The organism is Streptomyces sp. NPDC051133, assembly GCF_040682635.1.
Lineage (GTDB): Bacteria > Actinomycetota > Actinomycetes > Streptomycetales > Streptomycetaceae > Streptomyces.
On record NZ_JBFBBK010000025.1, the window covers coordinates 36494 to 56868 of the forward strand.

Consider the following 20375-nt stretch of genomic DNA (forward strand, 5'->3'; position numbering starts at 1 on the left):
CCACACCGGTCGGGTCACCGGCGAACAGCCGGACCCCGGCGTAGCCGGCGAGCGCGAACGAGCAGGCGAGCAGCAGCAGCTGGAAGGGACTGCCGACCGGGACGCGACGCGGCATCACAGTTCTCCGAACGTCAGCCGGGCCACCCACTTGGTGTTGAGCACACCGGGGGCCGCGGGCACGATGACCCGCGCCGGGTGGCCGTGGTCGGGGGACAGGGGCTCGCCGTTGACGTGGAGGGCGAGCAGGGCGCGCGGGTCGGCCACCTGGTTGGCGCGCAGGGCGGCGTGCCGGAAGGCGCCGTGCCGCTGCAGGGACTCCACGAACACGTCCGGCGGATCACCGTCGTACCCGACGAGCGCCGCGAGGTCCCGCAGCCGCACCCCGCGCCACCACTGGTCGGCGGTCGACCAGCCCTCCACGCAGGCGATCGGCAACGACGCGCTGTGCTGGGGCAGACGGAGCAGTTCGGCGCGGCTGAGCCGGACGGTGCCGGTGCGGCCGGTGACGACGAGCCGCCAGGCGTCCTCGTGGGCGTCGGCCGGGGTGATCCCGGCGTAGGCGGCGGTCTTGTTGATCTGGAAGCCGTTCGGCCCGCCGCCGGGCTCGGCCGTGCCGTGCGGCGCGAGCAGGGCCGTACGGCGGAACGGGCCGCCCAGGCTCTGCCCGACCGTGGTCAGGAGGAGCAGCAGCGAGCCGGCGCCGACCAGGCCCAGCGCGCCGCGCCGGGAGACGGTCGGCGGGTCGGGACGCGGGGAGACCAGGAGGTCGGGTTCCGGTGCGGTGCGGTCCGGCCTGCGCGACCGTACGGTGCGCAGGGCGGCCGGTGTCTTGAGCACGGCATGGGCCACGAACGCGGCGAAGAACACCCAGGCCCCGTAGAAGTGCAGCGGGTAGAAGGAGCCCGGGAAGACGTAGTCCAGCTGGACGTTGAGCACCCCGGTCGTGAACTCGAACAGTCCGCCGCCGACCAGCAGCAGCAGCGAGATCCGCTCCAGCGCGTGGGTGACGGAGCGGGCCGGCGGCAGGGCGAACAGCTTCGGCACCACCGACCACAGTTTGGCGAGCAGGACGGGGATCAGGGCGATGCCGAGGCCGACGTGCACGCCCTGGGTGAGCCGGTACAGCCACACCGGGCCGGTCGGCCAGGCGAACAGGTAGAAGCCGAGGAGGCCCTTGTCCGGGGTCTGGTCGTTCACCGGGGACAGGTCCGGGTTGTAGGCGGCGTACGACAGCAGACCGGTCACGAAGAGCACGGTGATGCCGGCGAACAGGACGAGGCCGAGCACCGAGGTGAACCAGGGGCCGCGCAGCGGGCTGCGCCAGAAGCCGGGTGACGTGGGAAGCCGGGGATGGTCGCGCATGCCCCGACCGTAGGCCGCGCGGGGCCCGGACAGCGCTGCCCGACCCATGACGAAACGCTGACGTCCGGCCCGGACTGCGGCCCGGCGCCGGCCTCTCGGCCTAGCGTTCCGCTGTGACCCGCTCCCTCCGCCGCGACCTCGTCGCCGCAGGCGCCGCCGCCCTCCTCGTGACGGCGGCCGTCGTCGTCGGCCGCCACATCCAGGACACCCGCCGCACGCTGTTCGTGCACTGGCCACCGGTGCTGGCCGAATGGGACCCGCACGTCGGCCCCGGCACCCCGGCGGCCCTGGCGGTGGCGGCGGCCACCGTGGCGTACGGCCCCGCCGTCGCGGCCCGCCTCCCCTGGCGGGCGCTGCTCCCCGCCGCCTGGGCGACCGCGCTGGCCTGGATCCTCTCGCTCGCGCTGGTCGACGGCTGGCACCGGGGCATCGCGGGCAGGCTCACCACCCGCAACGAGTACCTCCAGGTCATCGGCCGCTTCCATGACATCCCGGCCACCCTGCGGGACTTCACCCACCACATCGTCAGCGGCACCCCCGCCCCCTGGCCCGCCCACATCGCCGGCCATCCCCCGGCCGCCACCCTGACCTTCGTCCTGCTCGACCGGATCGGGCTGCATGGCGGCGGCTGGGCCGGGATGTGGTGCATCACGGTCGGCGCGACGGGCTGCGTGGCGGTCCTGACCGCGATCCGCGCGCTGGCCGACGAGAGCCTCGCCCGGCGGGCCGCCCCCTTCCTGGTCCTGGCCCCGGCCGCGGTGTGGCAGGGCACGTCCGCCGACGGCTACTTCGCGGCCGTCGCCGCCTGGGCCGTGGCCCTGCTGGCACGGGCCGTGACGCGGGGCTCCTGGTGCTGGGCGGCGGCCTCAGGGCTGTTGTTCGGCCTGACCTGTTATCTCTCCTACGGCCTCACGCTCTTCGCCCTGATCGGCGCGGCGGTCCTCGTGCTCGGCCGGCCGGGACTCCGCGCCCGCCCCACCTTGTTGGTGCCGCTGCTCGCCGGACTGGCCGTGCTGCCCGCGCTGTTCACGCTCGCCGGCTTCGACTGGTGGCACGCCTACCGCCTCCTCGTCGTCCGTTACAACCAGGGAGTGGGCGGCATCCGTCCCTACGGCTACTGGGTGTGGGCCAACCTCGCCTGCACCGTGCTCATCACCGGCCCGGCCACGGCGGCGGGCCTGGGACGCACGGCAGCCGAACTGGTCCGGCCACGCGGCACGGAGGGAAACCCGATCCGGTTCCGCGGCACGGCGGGGAACCCGATCCTGCTCCGTGGCGCGCCCAGCCCCGGTCCCGCCGCCGCACCCGCGCGCCTCGCGGTCCTGGTCCTCACCGCTCTGCTCGCCCTGCTGATCGCCGACCTGTCCGGCATGAGCAAGGCCGAGACGGAACGCATCTGGCTCCCCTTCGCCCTGTGGCTGCTCCCGGCCTGTGCGCTGCTCCCCCGCCCCCGCGTGTGGCTCACCGCCCAGGCCGTGCTCGCCCTCCTCCTCAACCACCTGCTGCTGACCGGCTGGTGACGGCGGCCGGCCGGGTGCGGCACGGCCGTAACTTTTCCCCAGCGCTCGGAGCGTGCATGATCAGGGATCGCACGCTGATCGTGTGCATGATCAGTTCAGGGAACGGGGGAAGCGGTCATGAGACGTCGCTGGGTCAAGGTGCTGGCCATCACGGTCGTGGTGCTGGCCGTGCTCTTCACGGTCGCCGACCGTGTCGCCGTGCACTACGCGGACAAAGAGGTCACACAGCTCGCGAGGGAGAAGTACGACTACGGCAACACCACCGACGGACATCTGGACGTGTCGATCGAGGGCTTCCCGTTCCTCACCCAGGCGTTCGCGCAGGACTTCGACGACGTCAAGCTGTCGGCCGGGAAGTTCACCGTGGACACCACGAGCAACGCCCAGGGCGGCTATCTCACCGTCGAGAAGCTCTCCCTCGACCTGCAGCACGTGCACGTGACCTCGCTGACCGCCCGCGACGCCGAGGCGGACCTGGCCACCGGCTCGCTGTTCCTGACGTACGACCAGCTGTCCGGCGTGCTGTCGCGCATCGGGCGCACCGCAGGCCCCGTCAAGGTCTCGCAGGCCCCGGGGTCACAGGGACAGGCCGCCCGCGTCAGGATCACCGGTGCGGCCGGCGGGACCGACCGGAACGGCACGGGCACGTTCCTCGCCCAGGGCGACGAGATCTCCCTGACCGTTCCCGGCGCCCAACAGGCTGCCGCCAGCTGGCGGGTGAGTCTCCCGGAGAACGTCGGCTTCACCTCGGCCCGGTCCACGCCGGACGGCGTGGAGGTCGGGATGGTCGGTCATCTGGTCAATCTCGGAGCCTCACGCTTCGTGAGGTGAGACGGACCCGTGGACGGACCCGGCCCGTGCGGGGCCCTCTCACTCCGCTCCCGTCGGCGGGCGACGGGAGCGGGGGGCCGGACGACATCGGTGCGGGCAGGTCGTACGGCAGCGAGATCACCAGTAGTGCCGGCGGCCTGCGACGGCGTGTCCCATGGATCCCAGCAGCCAGAGGACGGCTCCGACCACGAGCAGAATGATGCCGATGGTCCAGAGGATGGATAGGCCCGTGAGGAATCCGACCACGAGCAGAATGATGCCGAGGGCGATCATGGTGTGCCTCCTGCCGATATCAATGCTCCTGTTCTCCGGGTGCCCCCAACCGCCGGGTAAGTGCATGCAGGGGGCCAAATCCTTTCCGTGACGGATCCGGCACTTTCCGTGAGCACCGCAGTCGAGGCGGGCGGAGACTCACTCCGGGAGGCGCTCTCCCCCTGGTCCGGTCCCTCGCGTCCGGGGCATGATCTCCCGATGAGCCAGAGACCGGTGACACTGCGCAGAATCACCGCACAGGACTGGCCGGCCGTACACGCGTGGGCACGGCTCACCGAGGCCTGCCGGTTCCAGCCGTGGGGGCCGAACACCCAGGAGCAGACGCGGGACTTCGTCGCCACGGCGGCCGGGGCCTGGTCGGACGACCCGTGCCACCGGCACGCCTTCGCGGCCGTCCTCGGCCGGGCCGTCGTGGGCATGGGCGAGCTGCACGTGCGCAGTACCCGCGACCGCCAGGGCGAGATCGCCTACGTCGTGCATCCGCGCCTGTGGGGGCGGGGCATCGCGACGCGGATCGGACGGGAGCTTCTCGCCTACGGATTCGGCGAGTTGGCCCTCCACCGGATCCACGCCACCTGTGACCCGCGCAACGTGGGCTCGTCCCGGGTGCTGACCAAGCTGGGCATGACCTGTGAGGGGCAGCTGCGTCACACCCGGTTGATCCGGGACGGCTGGCGGGACTCCCTCGTGTTCGGCGTCCTCGAAGAGGAATGGCGCACCCGGTCAGGGCACGCGGAGGAACCCCGGTGAAGGCGGCGCACCGGTCACCGAGCCGGCCTCGCGGCACTCACAGGCCGGTCGCCCTCCGCTGCGCCTGCTCGAACTCGCTCAGCGGCTCACCGCCGGCCTGCCACGGCCATGCGGTGGCCACGCCACCGAGCGCCTCGAACAGCGGCCGGGCCTCGCCCCGCCGGTCCGCGGCCGTCAGCGCGTAGGCGAGGAGGTTGAGGTCGGCGAGCGCCTTGGCGTGACGCAGGAAGCCCGGCTGGCTCCAGGTGTGTGCCACGCGGTCGAGGGCCTGGGCGGCCATCGGCCGGGTCCAGTGGTTGCGGGCCACCAGCGCCTCGAAGCCGCCCCGGCCGAGGATGGTGTGGTACTGGAAGACCTGCGCGGTGAGTTCGACGGCCGCGCACGGCGCGTTGGCCGGCATGCGCGCGCACAGGGCGTCCACGAACTCCAGCACCTGGATGCGTGAGCCCGCCTCCTCCGGGGTGAGGTAGGAGAGCATGCTCAGATAGGCCTCACGGTTCCAGCGGTCGCGGGCGAGCACCTCGTTCCACACGCCGAACACACGGGGCTGTTCCCAGCGTTCCAGGCGCGCCACCTCCAGCAGGGCGACCCACGGGGTGGGGTCCTCCGGAACGATGTCGGCGGCCTTCAGACAGCACTGGGCGGCACCGGCGGCGTCCTCCAACCGCCCCTCGGTGCGCGCCTGGGCGACCTGCGACCAGGCGTGCAGCAGCAGTGCGCTCGCGTTGTGCGGTTCGCGCGTGGCCCAGGAGCGCGGCAGGTGGGATCCGGCGAGGTACTCCGCGAGGACACCCATGCGGTGTCCACGGCGGTCCCAGTCGCCCGGATCCTGTGCCAGGAGGCGGGATATCTGCGCCACGCACAGGTCCGTGGTGGCGATGGTCCCGGTCCTGGTGGTCGCCAGGAGAGTCTTCAAGAGCCGGCCCAGGTCCTGGTCGTCGAGTTCCGGGGCGAGACGGGGTCTTCTGCGGCGGCTTGAAAGAAACGGCATGGCCGGAGGCTAGAACGGATCACTCCGCAAACAAGGGCCTGGCCGAGATCGTTATGGATCTCATGCCTTACCGTCACTCAGAGTGACACTCGTCGGCTGTCGCCCCGTGCGAGCAGCGCCGGGCGCGAAAGACCAGATCGACATGGCCTACGACTTCGGCCGCGCATGGGATATCCCTGGAGAATCGGCACCCCTGCCGGGGCGCCTTCACGCGAAGGAGCGCTGCCATGGCCGACTGGTACGTCGACGACCGGTGCACCAACTGCGACGTCGCCCGACAGTTCGCACCCGGGCTGATCGGCGAGTCGCAAGGAAAGTCCCGGATCCTGCGAGCGCCGGGCGACGAGGCGGAGAACCGCCGCTTACACGCCGCCGTGTTCGCCTGCCCCACGCGCTCGATCCGTCCGGTGTCCGGGCAGCCGGACCCGGGACTGGACCCCTTCCCGATGGCCCTGGACGACGGCGTGCTGGTCTGCGGCCACAACTCCCGGCACACCGCGGGGGCCAACTCCTACCTGCTGCTCAGGCCGTCCGGTACGGCGATGATGATCGACACACCGCGCTGGAGCCCGGCGCTCGCCACGCGGTACACGGCCCGGGGCCCCGTCACCGATGTGCTCCTCACCCATCGCGACCACGCCGCCCACGGCCGCCGCTACGCCGACCACTTCGGCGCCCGCCTGTGGATCCACGAGGGCGACCTCGACGCGGCGCCGGACGCGGACCGGGTGATCCGAGGGGGCGATGCCACGGAGATCGGCGAGGGGGTCACCGCCCATCCCCTGCCCGGCCACACCCGGGGCAGCGTGCTCTACCTCGCGGACGACCGGTACTGCTTCAGCGGCGACAGCTTCTACTGGTCCCGGACCACCTCCGATCTGGAGGTCGCGGAGAGCGTGACCTGGTACTCCATCGAGGAACTGGCCGCCTCCCTGGCCCGGACGGCCGGGCGGCTGCGCTTCGAGTGGGTCCTGCCGGGACACGGCGACCGCAAACGCCTGGCCGCCGAGGAGATGTCCCGGCGGCTGCGGGCCCTCACGGAACGCACGCGCCTGCTCCGGCCGCGGCCCATCGACTTCACCGCCGTCCGCTGGTGACCCCGAGTCGAACGTGCCCCTCCGCCGCCTGAGCGCACCGCGCGAGCGCCGGGCCCGAGCGCCGGCGCAGCCCGGCGCTCACCCCTGGCCCAGGGTGCGGCGGCGCAGCGATGCGCCGCCGTGCGAACTCGGACCGCGCCTACGAGACCGGGCTGATCGAGCCCCGCCAGGGCCGCCCGGCCTGACGAGCGGGCGGACGAGCGGGCTGCAGTGCCGGCGGGCGGTCCTCGGCGTCGTCACCTGTCGTCCAGGCGCCGCAGGTCCTCCTCGTCCCACTTCGTGGTGTCACGCGGCCGGGTGTAGGGCTCGGCCGTGGCGGGAAGACCGCCGGCGATGGCCCGCTGCCGTACGGTCTCCGCGTCGAACTCCAGGCCCAGCAGGATCGCCAGGTTGCTGATCCACAGCCAGACCAGGAAGACGATGACGCCGGCCATGGCGCCGTAGGTCTTGTTGTAGGAGGCGAAGTTCGCGACGTACACCGCGAACGCGGCGGAGGCGGCCATCCAGATCAGCAGGGCGACGACGCTGCCGGGGGTGATCCACCTGAAGCCCTTCACCTTGGCGTTCGGCGTCGCCCAGTACAGGATCGCGATCATCACGGTGACCAGCAGGACCAGGACGGGCCACTTCGCGATCGACCACACCGTCAGGGCCGTGTCGCCCATGCCCAGCGCCTGCCCGGCACGGCGGGCGAAGCCGCCGGTGAAGACGACGATCAGGGCGCTGGCCACGGCGAGCACCATCAGTACGACCGTCACGCCGACCCGCACCGGCAGGATCTTCCAGACCGGACGGCCCTCCGGCATGTCGTAGACGGCGTTGGCGGCGCGGATGAAGGCGGCCACGTAGCCGGACGCCGACCACACTGCGAGCAGGAGGCCGAGCACGGCCACGACCGAGCCGGTGCCGGCGCCGTTCTGCAGCTGCTCGACGGCCCGGGTGATGATGTCCCGCGCGGGGCCGGGCGCGAGGTTCCTGAGGTCGGCCAGCACCCTGTCGGTCACCGACTTGCCGCCGATCGCCAGCAGGGAGACCAGCACCAGCAGGGCCGGGAACAGGGCCAGCACCCCGTAGTAGGTGAGCGCCGCGGCCCGGTCGGTCAGCTCGTCGTCCCGGAACTCGCGCAGGGAGCCCTTGAGCACCGCGCCCCATGCCCGCTTGGGCAGCTTCGCGGGGGTGTCGGGCGCCGCCCGCTCGACCTGCTCGTCGGGCCCGACCTCGTCCGGCGCGGGTGCCGGCGGTGCCGGGGCCTCGTCGCTGCCCTGTCGGTGGTGGTCTCGCCCTGGAAGATGCAGCTTCGCCATGCCCACCGGGTACCCTGCCGCGCCGCCTCAAGCCCCGTGCGCCCGCCGGAACCCCGGTCACGGCCGCCGGCGACGTCGAAGGGGGCCCTCCCGGGCCCCCTTCGGCATCAGCACTGCGGCCGACGCCCGTGGTTCGCGGCGTGCTTGCGGCGGGACTTCTTCTTCCGGCGTCGCTTCGAGGACATGGCACCTCCTTGTCAGGGTCACGATATCCACCATGAACTGAATGAGCATGTCTGCCCGGTTTCAGGGTGATACGACGGCCTCGCCGGTGTCCGGAGCACCCTTGCGTACCGAGCAGTGCAGCGAGTCGTGCTCCACGTCGGCGACGATCGTGTCGCCGGGCTCGGCCTCGCCGCCGAGCAGGAGGGTGGCGATGCGGTTGTCGAGTTCCGCCTGGATCGTGCGGCGCAGCGGACGGGCACCGAACTCCGGCTGGTGGCCGTGCGCGATGAGCAGCTTCTTCGCGGCCTCGGTGACCTCGAGGTGCAGGCCCTGGGCGTGCACCCGGCGCTTGCTCCGGTCGAGCAGGTGGTCCACGATCTGCCCGAGGTCGTCCTCGGTCAGTGCGTGGAAGATGATGATGTCGTCGATGCGGTTGAGGAACTCCGGCAGGAACCGGCCCCGCAGGTCGTCCATCAACTCGTCCTTCAGCTCCGACACGTCACCCTGGTGGTCGAGGATGCGGTGGGCGCCGATGTTGGACGTCATGATGACGACGCAGTGCCGGAAGTCGACGGTGCGGCCCTGGGCGTCGGTCAGCCGCCCGTCGTCGAGGATCTGCAGCAGCGTGTTGAAGACGTCGGGGTGCGCCTTCTCCACCTCGTCGAACAGCACCACGCTGTACGGCTGCCGGCGCACCTTCTCGGTCAGCTGGCCCGCCTCCTCGTAGCCGACGTATCCGGGAGGGGCGCCGACCAGCCGGGCGACGGTGTGCTTCTCCTGGAACTCGCTCATGTCGAAGCGGATCATGCGGTCCTCTTCGCCGAACAGCAGGGCGGCGAGGGTCTTGGCGAGTTCGGTCTTGCCGACGCCGGTGGGGCCGAGGAAGAGGAACGACCCGACGGGCCGGTTCGGGTCCCCCATCCCCGCCCGGTTGCGGCGTACGGCCTGCGAGACCGCGGTCACCGCCTCGTCCTGGCCGACGATCCTCGCGTGCATCTCCTCCTCGAGCCGGAGGAGCTTCTCCTTCTCGCTCGCGGTGAGCTGGGAGACCGGGATCCCGGTCCGCCGGGAGACGACGTCCGCGATGTCGGCGTCCGTGACCGAGACGACGCCCTCCCGGCGCTCCTCGATCCCGGCGAGTTCGCCCTCCTCCTCGGCGATCTGCCGCTTCAGCTCCGAGGCCTTCTCGAAGTCCTCGGCGGACACGGCCTGTTCGAGCTCCCGGCGCAGCTTGGCGATACGGTCCTCACGGCTGACGACCTCGGTGGAACGGCCGGCGCTGCGCAGCCGTACCCGGGCGCCGGCCTGGTCCATCACGTCGATGGCCTTGTCGGGCAGGAACCGGTCGGTGATGTAGCGGTCGGACATCTCCGCGGCGGCGACGAGCGCGGCGTCGTCGAAGCGGACCTGGTGGTGTGCCTCGTAGGCGTCGCGCAGCCCCTCCAGGATCTGCACGGTCTCCTCGACGGTGGGCTCCGGCACCAGCACCGGCTGGAACCGGCGCTCCAGGGCGGCGTCCTTCTCCACGTACTTGCGGTACTCGTCGATGGTCGTGGCGCCGACCACGTGGAGTTCCCCGCGGGCCAGGGCGGGCTTGAGCATGTTGCCCGCGTCCATCGAGCCCTCGCCCGTCGCACCGGCGCCCACCACCGTGTGCATCTCGTCGATGAACAGGATGATGTCGCCGCCGGCCGCCTGGACGTCCTCGATGACCTTCTTCAGCCGCTCCTCGAACTGGCCCCGGTACTGGGCGCCCGCCACCATGCCCGACAGGTCGAGGGCCACGACCCGCTTGTCCTTCAGCGTGTGCGGGACCTCACCGGCCACGATGCGCTGCGCCAGGCCCTCCACGATCGCGGTCTTGCCGACGCCGGGTTCGCCGATGAGCACGGGGTTGTTCTTGGACCGCCGGGAGAGGATCTCGACGGTCTGCTCGATCTCCTCGCCCCGTCCCACCACCGGGTCGAGCCTGCCGGCCTTCGCCTCTTCCGTCAGGTCCCGGCCGAACTCGTCCAGCGTGGTCGACGGCTTCTTCCGCTCGGCGGACGGTGCCTCGCTGCGCGCGGCCTGTTCCGCCACGCCCGCCAGCTTCTCGGTGTCCATCCCCTCGGCCCGCAGCAGCCGCACGGCACCGCTCTCGCTGTCGGCCAGCAGCGCGCCGAGGATGTGCTCGGGACCGATGTAGGAGACACCGGCCGCCTGCGACTGCGCGTAGGCGGCGCCGAGCGTGCGCTTGGCCGCGGGGGTGAGGCCCGGTTGTGCGGAGGGCTCGCGGGACTCGCGCGGCAGGACCTTGGCGATCTCGGCCGCGAGCGAGTCGGGATCCACGCCCACCTGCAGCAGCAGCCTGCGTGAGGGCTCCACCTTGGTGGCCGCCCAGAGCAGGTGCTCGGTGTCCAGGTCGGTGGTGCCGTCCTCGACGGCCCGCTGCGCGGCAAGGGCCAGCAGCTGCGTCGACGATTCGGTCAGCAGTCGCCCGATGGGCACGCGCTGCACGGCGGGCGGCGACGACGCCGGTGACATCCCGAAGAACCGGTTGAACAGCTCACTGAACGGATCCGACGAACCGAACGGGGCACCGCACGACATCGACATGACAGCTCCTGGGCGCGAGGGGTCAGTAATCACTGAACCCCGGCGTCCACCGCCCCGCAAACGGAGCACGCGGGGCACGAGCCGGACGCGCCTGATCGGCCCGATCGGCAGGTACACGCTCAACTGTAGGGTGGGGTCATGCGCCACGAGGTGACCGAAGCCGACACCGCGGAGCGGGTGGGCAGTGGTGATGTGCCCGTTCTCGCCACCCCGCGGCTGATCGCCTGGCTGGAAGCGGCGACCGCACGGGCCGCGGCCCCCTTCACCGGACCGGGCCTGACCTCCGTCGGGACCGGCATCCGCGTCCAGCACCTGCGGGCCACCCGGGTGGGCGGCCGGGTGGACGTGACCGCCGGGCCCCCCTCCACCGTCGCGGGCCGGCGGCTCACCTTTCCGGTGCGGGCGGTCGACGGCGCGGGCCGGCTGGTCGCGACGGGCGAGATCGACCGGGTGGTCGTCGACCGGGAGCGGTTCCTGAAGGAGACGCCCGGCCCGGCGGAGGGCTGACGTCTCACACGGGCGTGTGGCCCCGCAGATAGGCGAGGACCGCTTCCGGCAGTGCCACGTCACCGGCCTCCGCCAGTGTCGCCCAGCGCAGCTGGTCCGGGGTGAAACGACCGCCGTCGGACGGGGACTCGCTGAGGAGCTGGCACACCACCGCCGACGCCCCGCTCTCCGGGGCCGCGCCCCGCCGCCCGAGTGTCTCGGTGCCGTCGACGAGGTATCCGGTGAGTTCGTAGACGACGCGAGCCGCCGTGGCCTCCCCGGTCTCGGCCGGCTGCGGGGTGCCCGACGGCAGTCTCCAGCCGCCGTCCTGCTCCACCAGCAGCAGCCGTCCGTCGTACAGGACGACCGCCTGCACCACGCCCTCGGCAGGCTCCAGCGGCATGTCCGACCACCCCTCCCCCGGCACGCTCAGCCGGGCTCTCGTCCCTTACCCAGGGCCGGGCGGTGCTGCACCTCGCGAGCCCGGCGCGCCCGCCTCAGTACAGCACCGACAGGTCCCCGGGGCGGACCCGAACGGTCACCGGCAGGGTGGCCTCGACCTCGCCGTCGGCGCCGTAGGGCACCGGCCGGGTCGCCTCGATGCGCAGCTCCCGGCCCCGCAGGACGCGGACTTCCGGACGGCGGACGTGCGCGCCGGTCTTCAGTTCGTTCATGAGGGCGAAGAACAGCCGGCGGGGTGCCTCGCGGATCATCACGACGTCCAGCAGGCCGTCGTCGACCCGGGCGGCCGGGGCGATGAGCCGGCCGGAGCCGTAGTACGGGGAGTTGGCCGCGACGACGGTGTAGCCGCGGTGCGTGTGCTCCTCGCCGTCGACCGTGACCCGGTAGTCGGCCGCCCGCCACGTGGTCACGGCGCGCAGGCCGCCCGCGTAGTAGGAGGCGGCGCCGCGCAGCAGACGGGCCTGGTTGGCGTGCCGGTTGGCGAGGGCGTCGACCCCGGCGTACACGCTGCCCAGGACCACGGTGCGCGGGTGGACCGCCGACTCCACCTCGACGGTGTCGACGGACCGGGGCTCGGCGTGCAGCAGTACCTCGGCGAGGGCGGCGGGGTCGGCGGGCAGGTGCAGGGCGCGGGCGAAGTCGTTGCCGCGCCCGGCCGGTACGAGGCCCAGGACGGTTCCGGTGCCGCTGAGCGCGCCGCCGATGCCGCCCGCGATGCCGTCGCCGCCGACGGCCAGGACGATCCGGCCGCGCTCGCCGGCCGCGCGGGCGATGTCCTGGGCGTGGGCGAGGCTGTGGCTGTACTCGGTCTCCAGGCCGGCCCCGGCCTCCCGGAGCAGGCGCGCCACCTGGAGCAGCGTGGCCGCCGCGGTGGAGCCGCCCGCGGTCGGGTTGACGACGGCGGTGAACTGTCGCATCGGTGTGCCTCCGGGCAGGCGGGGTCGGCGAGGATCGGTCGGGCCGGCCGGTCGGCCGGTGGTTCGGTGGGTGTTGCGGTCGGTGCGTCAGTCGGCCGGCAGCAGGACGCCCGGGTTGAGCAGGCCGTCGGGGTCCAGGCTGCGCTTGACGGCGCGCAGGGCCGAGATGCCGAGCGGGCCGGCCTCGCGGACGTACCAGTCGCGGTGGTCGGTGCCGACCCCGTGGTGGTGGGAGATGGTACCGCCGGCGGCCAGGACCGCTTCGTTGGCCGCGTGCTTGGCGGGCTCCCAGTGGGCCACCGGGTCCTCGCCCTGGGCGCTGACGACCGTGAAGTACAGCGAGGCGCCGTTCTCGTACACGTGGGAGATGTGGCACATGACCAGCGGCGGGGTGCCGGCCCGGGTGAGGGTGTCGGTCAGCGCGGTGCGGACGGCCGTGCAGAGGTCGGGGACGCGGGACCAGAACGCCGCGGTCTCCAGGGTTTCGGCGAAGGCGCCGACGTCGAGCAGGGCGTCGCGCAGGTAGGGCGCGGAGTAGCGGCCGTGCGCCCAGCGTTCGCCGGGCTCGGCTCCGACAAGGGTTCCGCCGCAGGCCGTGAGGACGGCGGCGGCCCGCTCGCGGCGGTGCGCGGTGTCCTCGGCGGTGCCCTCGTACCCGGCGATCGCCAGGCATCCGGCGGTGCTCTGCGCCAGGTCCGCCCCGATGGCGTCGGGCTGGGCGAGTCCGATCAGCGTCTCGGTCTCGTCCGACAGGCGCAGCACCGTGGGACGGGGACCGTCCTGGGCCAGGGTCCGCAGGGCCGCCGCGCCCTCCTCGAACGAGGCGAACCGCCAGCCCTCGTAGATCCGTTCCTGCGGCAGCGGGCGGATCCGTACGGCGACGGAGGTGATGACGCCGAAGGCGCCCTCCGAGCCGAGGATGAGCTGGCGCAGGTCGGGTCCGGCGGCGGAGCGGGGTGCGCGGCCCGTCTCGACGGTGCCCTCGGGGGTGGCGAGGGTCAGGCCGAGGACCATCTCGTCGAAGCGGCCGTAGCCGGCGGAGGCCTGACCGCTGGAGCGGGCCGCGGCGAAGCCGCCGATGGTGGCCCACTCGAAGGACTGCGGGAAGTGCCCGAGGGTGAAGCCGTGTTCGGCGAGCAGCGCCTCGGCCTCGGGGGCGCGCAGTCCGGGCTGGAGGACGGCGATCCGCGAGACGGGGTCCAGGTCGAGCAGGCGGTTCATGCGGCGCAGGTCCAGGGCGACGAAGGCGCTGCGCTCGGGGGCGAGCCCGCCGACGACCGACGTGCCCCCGCCGTAAGGGACGACCGCCAGTGCGTGGGCCGCGCAGACCCGCAGGACGGCGAGGACGTCGTCGTGGGAGGCGGGCAGGACCACGGCCTGCGGGACGTCCGAGAAGTCACCGGCGCGGATGCGCAGCAGGTCGGGGGTGGACTTGCCGCGGGTGTGCCGGACGCGGCTCTCGCTGTCGGTGCGGACGTTCTCCTCGCCGCCGACGGCCTCGGCGAGGGCCTTCAGCGCGGCGGGGTCGGCCGTGGCGGCGGGCAGGCGGATGTCGTCGAGGGCGAGCGCGGGTGTGCTGCGCGGCTTGACGCCGAGCAGGTCGCGCAGCAGCCCGGTCACCGCGTCGGGCAGCGGCGCCGCCTTGGCCGGGTCGCCCCAGCCGTTCCACAGCATGTCCATCGAAGGCTCGTCCTCACAGGTCGGTGTGCTCGGTTCGCGCGGTGGCCCGGCGGCCATGCCCGGGGCGACGGTGTGCCGCTTCCGTCCCGGCCCCGGGGCGTTACACTGTGACACATGACGCCTATTCGTCACAACGGTTCGGACGGTTCCAGCGGCTCGGACAGCGATCCCGTGCTCGACGCGGCCCGCGACTGCGTGCTGGCCGTCGGTGTGCGCCGCACCACCCTCGCCGACGTCGCCCGCCGCGCCGGCGTCTCCCGGATGACGCTGTACCGGCGCTGGCCCGACCTGCGCACCCTGGTCGGCGATCTGATGACCCGCGAGTGGATCGACGTGGCCACCCGGGCGATCCCCGAGCCGGCCCCCGGCACCGCCACGCGCACCCGGATCGTGGACGGCATGGTGGCCGGGGTCGAGGCCTTCCGGGCGCACCCGCTCTTCCACAAGATCGTCGACGTCGATCCGGAACTGCTGCTGCCGTACGTGCTCGACCGGCGCGGAGCGAGCCAGGAGGCGCTGCTGGCGCTCCTGGCGGACGCGCTGCGGGAGGGCCACGCGGACGGGTCCGTACGGCCCGGGCACACCGAACGGCAGGCCCGCGCACTGCTGTTGACCGTGCAGTCCTTCACCCTGTCCCTGCGCACGATGACCGACGAGGACGATCCGGAGCTGGACTCCGCCGCCTTCCTCGGTGAGCTGCGCACCCTCCTGGAGAGGACCCTGACGCCATGAGCGACACCGAGGCCGTACCGGGCTCGTCCCTCAGCGCACGCCGGCGCGGCCGGGAACTGGCCGAGGCCGCGGACGGCCGGGTGGCCGACGTCCTGGTCGTCGGGCTCGGCGCCACGGGTGCCGGAGCCGCCCTCGACGCGGCGGCCCGCGGTCTGGACGTGGTCGCGGTGGACGCCCACGACCTGGCCTTCGGCACCTCCCGCTGGAGCTCGAAGCTCATCCACGGCGGGCTGCGGTACCTGGCCTCCGCGCAGTTCGACGTGGCGCACGAGAGCGCGGTCGAGCGCGGGGTGCTGATGACCCGCACCGCCCCGCACCTGGTGGCCGCCCAGCCGTTCGTGCTGCCGCTGAGCCCGCTCGTCTCCCGGGCCCAGGCCTCGCTGGCCTGGGCCGGGTTCCGGGCCGGGGACATGCTGCGGCTGGCCGCCCGGACCCCGCGGCAGGTGCTGCCCGCGCCGCGCCGGCTGACGGCGACGGAGGCGCGGCACCTGGCGCCCGCGGTGCGCGCGGACGGGCTGCGGGGCGGGCTGCTGTCCTGGGACGGCAAGGTGAGCGACGACGCCCGGCTGGTGACCGCGCTGGCCCGCACGGCCGCCGCGCACGGCGCCCGGGTGCTGACCCGGGTCAGGGTGCTGGAACTGACCGGCACGGGCGCCCGGGTCCGGGACGAACTCACCGGCGAGGAGGGCGAGATCAGGGCGCGCGCCGTGATCAACGCGGCCGGCGTGTGGGCGGGCGAGCTCGCCGAGGGCATCCGGATCCGGCCGTCCCGCGGCACCCATCTGGTGCTGCGCTCGGAGCGGCTCGGGACCCTGCCGGCCGGCCTGCACATCCCGATCCCCGGGGAGACCAACCGCTTCGTCCTGGTCCTGCCCCAGGGTGACGGCCGGGTCTACGTCGGCCTCACCGACGAGCCGGTCGAGGGCGGGATACCGGACGTGCCGGAGGTGCCCGAGACCGACATCGGGTTCCTGCTGGACGTGCTCGGCTCGGTGCTGGACGCACCGGTGGGCCGGGACGAGGTGGTCGGCGCGTTCGCCGGACTGCGCCCGCTGCTCGACGCCTCGGCGGGCGGCTCGCCGGACCGCACCTCCGACATCTCCCGCCGGCACGCGGTGCTGACCTCGCCCGACGGTGTCACCACGGTGGTCGGCGGCAAGCTCACCACCTACCGGCGGATGGCCGAGGACGCCGTGGACGCCGCGGCCGCGGCCCGGGGCCTGCGCGCGGCCCCCTCCCCCACCGCCGCACTGCCCCTGGTCGGCGCCGCCGCCCCCGGGCGGCTGAGCGCCCTGTCCGCCCCGCGCCGCCTGGTCCGCCGCTACGGCACCGAGGCCACGGCGATCCACGCGCTCGCGGCCGAGGACCCGGCGCTCGCCGACCCGGTCCTGCCCGGCCACCCGGTCACCCGGGCGGAACTCCTCTGGGCGGTGCGGCACGAGGGCGCCCTCGACGAGGCGGACCTGCTGGAGCGCCGCACCCGTATCGGCCTGGTCCCGCAGGACCGCGCCGAGGCACTGCCCGCGGCACGGGAGATCCTGGCGCGGGCGACGGCGGCACGTCCGTGAGACCGCGGCTCCGGCGCCCGGCGCCGGAGCCGCACGGCACCTCTCCGCGGTGGACGAAGAACGCCGCGCCCCGTGCGGGGAGCCGCGGCCTCGGCGCTACCCCTGCTCCCCGTCGTCCGGCGCCAGCAGGCTCATGCCGCCGACGAGTTGACGCAGACAGTCGATCGCGAGCTCGGCCGGGGAGCCTTCGCCCGTGACGGCGGCCTCCGTGTCCGCCCAGGTCTCCAACGCGATCCGGATCGCGTCCGTGGCCGCCGCCGCGACCAGACGCACCTGCAGCACCCCGAGGCGCCCGTCCGCGAGCCGGGCGACGACCGGGACGAGCCGTTCCTCGGACTCCTGGTTCACGCGGTACCAGACCGCGCGCAGCGCGGGATCGTCGGCGGCCGCCCGCAGCAGGCCCCGGGTCCGCAGCAGCGCCTGCGCCGCCTCCCCGTCCGGCGCCGCCAGCGACTGCCGGACCGCGGCTTCCAGCGCCCGGGCCAGGTCGGTGCCCGGTTCCGCCGCGTCCAGCAGGGCCCGCCAGCGGTCGGCTCCGTCGGCGAGCAGCGGGCTCACCGCGTCCTGCTTCGAACGGAAGTAGCGGTAGAAGGTCCGCAGCGCGACGCCAGCGTCCCGGGCGATCTCCTCGGCCGTGGTCCCGTGCGGCCCCTGGGTGGCGAAGAGTTCCGCCGCGGCGTGGGCGATCTCCAGCTGGGTCGCCGCCTTGCGGCGCTCGGTCAGGGAGGTAGGCGGCTTGGTGCTCACCCCAGAAGCGTACGGCCCGGCGACGTACACCGGCACATCATGACGTGATGGCAAAACGTGCCACTTAGGCGTACCGTGGCGCTTCGAGGGTGCCGGGCAGGCAGGAGAACCGGCGCCGGATGGGCCCGCCGAGCAGTGGCAGGGCCGGGCAGGAGAAGACATGAACCGCTACGAAGGCCGCCGCGTCCTGATCACCGGGGGCGGCTCCGGCATCGGCCAGGCCACCGTGCTGCGCGTCCTCGCCGAGGGCGGCACCGTGGTGGCCGCCGACGTGAGCGAACGGGGCCTGAAGGACACCGTGGACCGGGCCGGGGCCCACGCGGACCGGCTCACCACGCTCGTCGTCGACATCGCCGACGAGACCTCCGTACGCCAGGGGGTCGCCGCGGCGGTCGCCACGCTCGGCGGACTGGACGTGCTGGTCAACTCGGCCGGGATCCTGCGCTCGTCGCACACCCACGAGACGAGCCTTCAGGACTTCACCCGCATCCTCCAGGTCAACCTCGTCGGCACCTTCCTCGTCATCCGCGAGTCCATACCGGCCCTGCTGGAGGGCCGCGGCGCCGCGGTCGTCAACTTCAGTTCCACCTCGGCCGCGTTCGCGCACCCGTACATGGCGGCGTACGCGGCGAGCAAGGGCGGCATCCAGTCCATGACGCACGCGCTCGCCGCCGAGTACGCGGGGCGCGGCATCCGCTTCACCGCCGTCCAGCCGGGCTCCATCTCCTCGGGCATGACCGACGGCAGCGGTGCCAGCGGGCAGAGCGCCGGCCCGGGGCTGCCCGCCGACGCCGACCTGTCCCTGTTCGCCAAGCTGGCCCCGGCGATCGGCCAGGGGTTCGCCGGGCCGGAGACGGTCGCGTCCGTGGTCGCCATGCTCGGCTCCGAGGACGGCAGGTTCATCACCGGCACCGAGATCCGCATCGACGGCGGCACCCACTTCTGACCACGGCGGCGGACCCGGGGATCAGGCGAGGGCCACCACGAGTCGGCGTCGAGGTGGTTGGTCGGCTCGTCCAGCAGCAGCGTGCCGCCGGTGTCGGCGAACGGGATGCGCGCCGGCTCCGCGCGGCGCTTCTGGCCGCCGGACAGGGTGCCGACCGGCTCGCCCCAGACGCGTTCGGGCAGTCGTCATGCCCCGACCCCAGGGGACGGCCGAGGCCGGGCGGCGGCCAGGCCGGCCGGTGCCGAACCGCCCTCAGCCGCCGAGGAGTTCGGTGAACCTACGGCTGTCGATGTTGCCGCCGGAGGCGATGATGCCGACCCGGGGCGGGAGCCGGTCGACGCGGCCGGCCAGGAGTGCGGCGAGGCCGGTGGCGCCACTGGGTTCGAGCACGATCTTCAGGCGCTCGAAGGCGAAGCGCATGGCGTCGACGATCTCCGCGTCGCTGACCAGGGCGATGGCGTCGACGAGGCGCTGGTTGAGGGCGAAGGTGAGCTCGCCGGGAGTGGGCAGGGCCTGTCCGTCGGCGATCGTGCGCGGCACGGGCAGGGTGACGCGGGTGCCGCTCTCCAGGGAGCGCTTGGTGTCGTCGCCCGCCTCGGGCTCCACCCCGACGATCCGGATGCCCGGGTGCAGCGCCTTGGCCGCGGTCGCGCTGCCGGCGATGAGCCCGCCGCCCCCGACGGGCACCACGAGCGCGTCCAGCGGACCGGTCTCCTCGAGGAGTTCGAGGGCGGCGGTGCCCTGTCCCGCGATGACGTGCGGGTGGTCGTACGGCGGGATGAGGGCCAGGCCGCGGTCCTCGGCCAGGGCCTCACCGAGGGCGGTGCGGTCCTCGGTGTAGCGGTCGTAGGTGACGATCTCGGCGCCGTACGCGGCGGTGGCCTCCCGCTTGGAGCGAGGGGCGTCCTCGGGCATCAGGATGACGGCGCTGGTGCCCAGTTCCCGGGCGGCGAGCGCGGTGGCCTGGGCGTGGTTGCCGGAGGAGTACGCGGCGATGCCCTTGGCGAGTTGTCCGGGGGCGAGCTGGGCCGCGGCGTTGTAGGCCCCGCGGATCTTGAAGGCGCCGACCCGCTGGAAGTTCTCGCACTTGATGAACACCTGCGCGCCGACGCGGGAGTTCAGGGTGCGGGAGGTCAGGACGGGGGTGTGGTGGGCGACGCCTGCGAGGCGTGCGGCGGCGGCACGGACGTCGTCGAACGTCACGGTGGGAGCGGCGGCCATGGCGGTGTCCTCTCGGCCCTGCGCGGGGTCTCGGTCCTTCACTTGGCGTAGTTGTAGACGGTCGCCCGGGAGACGCCGAGCAGGTCGGCGATGGTCTGGGCGGCGTCGCGCGAGTCGAAGTAGCCGTCCTGGTACAGCTGCCGTACCAGCGTCTTCTTGTCGTCGCGGCTCAGCGACCGCGGTGTGGCGGCCCGTTCGGCGCAGAGCGCCTCCACCGCCCGGCGCAGTTCGCGCGCGTTGCGGTCCCGCAGGGTCTCCAGCGGCTGGTCGCGGTGCTCGGTCTCCGTGGCCACCAGGTTCGCCAGGGCGAGGGTGACGGGTGACAGGACGGAGACGTCGAGGTTGAGGCAGAGGGCCGCGATGTACTCGCCGGCGGCGTTCTTGATGCCGATGGAGGTGCTCTTGGCGGGGCGGCCGTCGGGGAACCGGTTGGGATAGTTCTGGATGACGCTCGGGTACGCGGGGTCGGCGATCCGGGCGAGCCCCAGTTCCGTCGCGGAGTCGCCCACCTGACGGCCGGACAGGTTGTTCTCGATCGCTCGGACGGCGTGCTGCGGATCCCGCAGGTCGTGCAGCACGACCTCGCACAGCCCCGGGAACATGCGTCCCAGCGCGACGGCGATCTTCTCCGCCTCCTGGACGAGGTGCTCGTCCGCCTCCGCCGAAGCTCCGGCCGCTCCGCCGCCCACCGCGCCCCCTTGGACTGATTTTCCAACTCTGGACCGCCA

The 20375-nt window shown here is 73.3% G+C and carries 19 protein-coding genes; 8 read left to right on the plus strand and 11 right to left on the minus strand.

The window, feature by feature from the left end:
- Positions 1 to 114 precede the first annotated feature (114 nt).
- On the minus strand, positions 115 to 1362 hold the full coding sequence (locus tag AB0N17_RS25040; RefSeq protein ID WP_366013694.1) for a molybdopterin-dependent oxidoreductase: 1248 nt from the start codon (positions 1360 to 1362) through the stop codon (positions 115 to 117).
- Between the two features lie 113 nt (positions 1363 to 1475).
- Between AB0N17_RS25040 and AB0N17_RS25045 the strand changes: the two genes are divergently transcribed.
- Positions 1476 to 2882, plus strand: coding sequence for a hypothetical protein (locus AB0N17_RS25045; protein ID WP_366013695.1), 1407 nt, complete (start codon positions 1476 to 1478; stop codon positions 2880 to 2882).
- A 117-nt stretch (positions 2883 to 2999) separates the two neighbouring features.
- Positions 3000 to 3713 carry a DUF2993 domain-containing protein gene (locus AB0N17_RS25050; RefSeq protein ID WP_366013696.1) on the plus strand — a complete coding sequence of 238 codons (714 nt, stop codon included), beginning with the start codon at positions 3000 to 3002 and terminating at the stop codon, positions 3711 to 3713.
- A 117-nt stretch (positions 3714 to 3830) separates the two neighbouring features.
- On the opposite strand, the gene AB0N17_RS25055 is transcribed toward AB0N17_RS25050, so the two are convergent.
- On the minus strand, positions 3831 to 3986 hold the full coding sequence (locus tag AB0N17_RS25055; RefSeq protein WP_366013697.1) for a DUF6131 family protein: 156 nt from the start codon (positions 3984 to 3986) through the stop codon (positions 3831 to 3833).
- Between the two features lie 198 nt (positions 3987 to 4184).
- Here AB0N17_RS25055 and AB0N17_RS25060 point away from each other — a divergent pair, with 198 nt between their 5' ends.
- Positions 4185 to 4736 carry a GNAT family N-acetyltransferase gene (locus AB0N17_RS25060; RefSeq protein WP_366013698.1) on the plus strand — a complete coding sequence of 184 codons (552 nt, stop codon included), beginning with the start codon at positions 4185 to 4187 and terminating at the stop codon, positions 4734 to 4736.
- A gap of 37 nt (positions 4737 to 4773) precedes the next feature.
- Here the strand turns inward: AB0N17_RS25060 and AB0N17_RS25065 are convergent, their stop codons facing one another.
- The gene (locus AB0N17_RS25065) at positions 4774 to 5727 is read right to left on the minus strand and encodes a hypothetical protein (protein WP_366013699.1); all 954 of its coding nucleotides are present in this window, start codon (positions 5725 to 5727) and stop codon (positions 4774 to 4776) included.
- A gap of 227 nt (positions 5728 to 5954) precedes the next feature.
- On the opposite strand from AB0N17_RS25065, the gene AB0N17_RS25070 reads away from it, so the two are divergent.
- Positions 5955 to 6824: an MBL fold metallo-hydrolase gene (locus AB0N17_RS25070; protein ID WP_366013700.1), complete on the plus strand. Its 870-nt coding sequence runs from the start codon at positions 5955 to 5957 to the stop codon at positions 6822 to 6824.
- A gap of 236 nt (positions 6825 to 7060) precedes the next feature.
- Here AB0N17_RS25070 and AB0N17_RS25075 read toward each other — a convergent pair whose 3' ends face one another.
- Both AB0N17_RS25075 and AB0N17_RS25080 read right to left on the minus strand, forming a co-directional pair.
- Entirely contained in the window at positions 7061 to 8128 is a 1068-nt protein-coding gene (locus AB0N17_RS25075; RefSeq protein WP_366013701.1) for a YihY/virulence factor BrkB family protein, read from the minus strand.
- Between the two features lie 246 nt (positions 8129 to 8374).
- Positions 8375 to 10888 carry an ATP-dependent Clp protease ATP-binding subunit gene (locus tag AB0N17_RS25080; RefSeq protein ID WP_366013702.1) on the minus strand — a complete coding sequence of 838 codons (2514 nt, stop codon included), beginning with the start codon at positions 10886 to 10888 and terminating at the stop codon, positions 8375 to 8377.
- 138 nt (positions 10889 to 11026) lie between these two features.
- On the opposite strand from AB0N17_RS25080, the gene AB0N17_RS25085 reads away from it, so the two are divergent.
- Positions 11027 to 11395 (plus strand): thioesterase, encoded by a 369-nt coding sequence (locus AB0N17_RS25085; protein ID WP_366013703.1) that lies wholly within the window; start codon positions 11027 to 11029, stop codon positions 11393 to 11395.
- A gap of 4 nt (positions 11396 to 11399) precedes the next feature.
- On the opposite strand, the gene AB0N17_RS25090 is transcribed toward AB0N17_RS25085, so the two are convergent.
- From AB0N17_RS25090 to AB0N17_RS25100, 3 genes are all read right to left on the minus strand, one after another.
- A complete protein-coding gene (locus AB0N17_RS25090) occupies positions 11400 to 11777 on the minus strand; it encodes an NUDIX domain-containing protein (RefSeq protein ID WP_366013704.1) in 378 nt (125 codons plus the stop codon).
- A gap of 94 nt (positions 11778 to 11871) precedes the next feature.
- Complete coding sequence (locus tag AB0N17_RS25095) at positions 11872 to 12753, minus strand: YegS/Rv2252/BmrU family lipid kinase (protein WP_366013705.1); 882 nt, start codon at positions 12751 to 12753, stop codon at positions 11872 to 11874.
- Between the two features lie 87 nt (positions 12754 to 12840).
- Positions 12841 to 14433 (minus strand): FAD-binding oxidoreductase, encoded by a 1593-nt coding sequence (locus AB0N17_RS25100; RefSeq protein WP_366013706.1) that lies wholly within the window; start codon positions 14431 to 14433, stop codon positions 12841 to 12843.
- A gap of 114 nt (positions 14434 to 14547) precedes the next feature.
- Here AB0N17_RS25100 and AB0N17_RS25105 point away from each other — a divergent pair, with 114 nt between their 5' ends.
- Complete coding sequence (locus tag AB0N17_RS25105) at positions 14548 to 15165, plus strand: helix-turn-helix domain-containing protein (RefSeq protein WP_366013707.1); 618 nt, start codon at positions 14548 to 14550, stop codon at positions 15163 to 15165.
- Positions 15162 to 16733, plus strand: coding sequence for a glycerol-3-phosphate dehydrogenase/oxidase (locus tag AB0N17_RS25110; protein WP_366013708.1), 1572 nt, complete (start codon positions 15162 to 15164; stop codon positions 16731 to 16733). Before AB0N17_RS25105 ends, AB0N17_RS25110 begins: the two co-directional genes overlap by 4 nt.
- Before the next feature lie 96 nt (positions 16734 to 16829).
- On the opposite strand, the gene AB0N17_RS25115 is transcribed toward AB0N17_RS25110, so the two are convergent.
- Positions 16830 to 17480 (minus strand): TetR family transcriptional regulator, encoded by a 651-nt coding sequence (locus AB0N17_RS25115; protein ID WP_366013709.1) that lies wholly within the window; start codon positions 17478 to 17480, stop codon positions 16830 to 16832.
- A 160-nt stretch (positions 17481 to 17640) separates the two neighbouring features.
- Here AB0N17_RS25115 and AB0N17_RS25120 point away from each other — a divergent pair, with 160 nt between their 5' ends.
- Positions 17641 to 18426: an SDR family NAD(P)-dependent oxidoreductase gene (locus AB0N17_RS25120; RefSeq protein ID WP_366013710.1), complete on the plus strand. Its 786-nt coding sequence runs from the start codon at positions 17641 to 17643 to the stop codon at positions 18424 to 18426.
- Between the two features lie 252 nt (positions 18427 to 18678).
- On the opposite strand, the gene AB0N17_RS25125 is transcribed toward AB0N17_RS25120, so the two are convergent.
- Positions 18679 to 19647 carry a threo-3-hydroxy-L-aspartate ammonia-lyase gene (locus AB0N17_RS25125; protein ID WP_366013711.1) on the minus strand — a complete coding sequence of 323 codons (969 nt, stop codon included), beginning with the start codon at positions 19645 to 19647 and terminating at the stop codon, positions 18679 to 18681.
- Positions 19648 to 19685: 38 nt separating this feature from the next.
- Entirely contained in the window at positions 19686 to 20336 is a 651-nt protein-coding gene (locus AB0N17_RS25130; RefSeq protein ID WP_366013712.1) for a PAS domain-containing protein, read from the minus strand.
- Positions 20337 to 20375: the final 39 nt, after the last annotated feature.

Bases quoted from the DNA above. Each gene is read 5' to 3' on its own strand.
- AB0N17_RS25040 (WP_366013694.1), bottom strand. From the start codon at position 1,362: ATGCGCGACCATCCCCGGCTTCCCACGTCACCCGGCTTCTGGCGCAGC.
- AB0N17_RS25050 (WP_366013696.1), top strand. From the start codon at position 3,000: ATGAGACGTCGCTGGGTCAAGGTGCTGGCCATCACGGTCGTGGTGCTG.
- AB0N17_RS25055 (WP_366013697.1), bottom strand. From the start codon at position 3,986: ATGATCGCCCTCGGCATCATTCTGCTCGTGGTCGGATTCCTCACGGGC.
- AB0N17_RS25060 (WP_366013698.1), top strand. From the start codon at position 4,185: ATGAGCCAGAGACCGGTGACACTGCGCAGAATCACCGCACAGGACTGG.
- AB0N17_RS25065 (WP_366013699.1), bottom strand. From the start codon at position 5,727: ATGCCGTTTCTTTCAAGCCGCCGCAGAAGACCCCGTCTCGCCCCGGAA.
- AB0N17_RS25070 (WP_366013700.1), top strand. From the start codon at position 5,955: ATGGCCGACTGGTACGTCGACGACCGGTGCACCAACTGCGACGTCGCC.
- AB0N17_RS25075 (WP_366013701.1), bottom strand. From the start codon at position 8,128: ATGGCGAAGCTGCATCTTCCAGGGCGAGACCACCACCGACAGGGCAGC.
- AB0N17_RS25080 (WP_366013702.1), bottom strand. From the start codon at position 10,888: ATGTCGATGTCGTGCGGTGCCCCGTTCGGTTCGTCGGATCCGTTCAGT.
- AB0N17_RS25085 (WP_366013703.1), top strand. From the start codon at position 11,027: ATGCGCCACGAGGTGACCGAAGCCGACACCGCGGAGCGGGTGGGCAGT.
- AB0N17_RS25090 (WP_366013704.1), bottom strand. From the start codon at position 11,777: ATGCCGCTGGAGCCTGCCGAGGGCGTGGTGCAGGCGGTCGTCCTGTAC.
- AB0N17_RS25095 (WP_366013705.1), bottom strand. From the start codon at position 12,753: ATGCGACAGTTCACCGCCGTCGTCAACCCGACCGCGGGCGGCTCCACC.
- AB0N17_RS25100 (WP_366013706.1), bottom strand. From the start codon at position 14,433: ATGGACATGCTGTGGAACGGCTGGGGCGACCCGGCCAAGGCGGCGCCG.
- AB0N17_RS25105 (WP_366013707.1), top strand. From the start codon at position 14,548: ATGACGCCTATTCGTCACAACGGTTCGGACGGTTCCAGCGGCTCGGAC.
- AB0N17_RS25110 (WP_366013708.1), top strand. From the start codon at position 15,162: ATGAGCGACACCGAGGCCGTACCGGGCTCGTCCCTCAGCGCACGCCGG.
- AB0N17_RS25120 (WP_366013710.1), top strand. From the start codon at position 17,641: ATGAACCGCTACGAAGGCCGCCGCGTCCTGATCACCGGGGGCGGCTCC.
- AB0N17_RS25125 (WP_366013711.1), bottom strand. From the start codon at position 19,647: ATGGCCGCCGCTCCCACCGTGACGTTCGACGACGTCCGTGCCGCCGCC.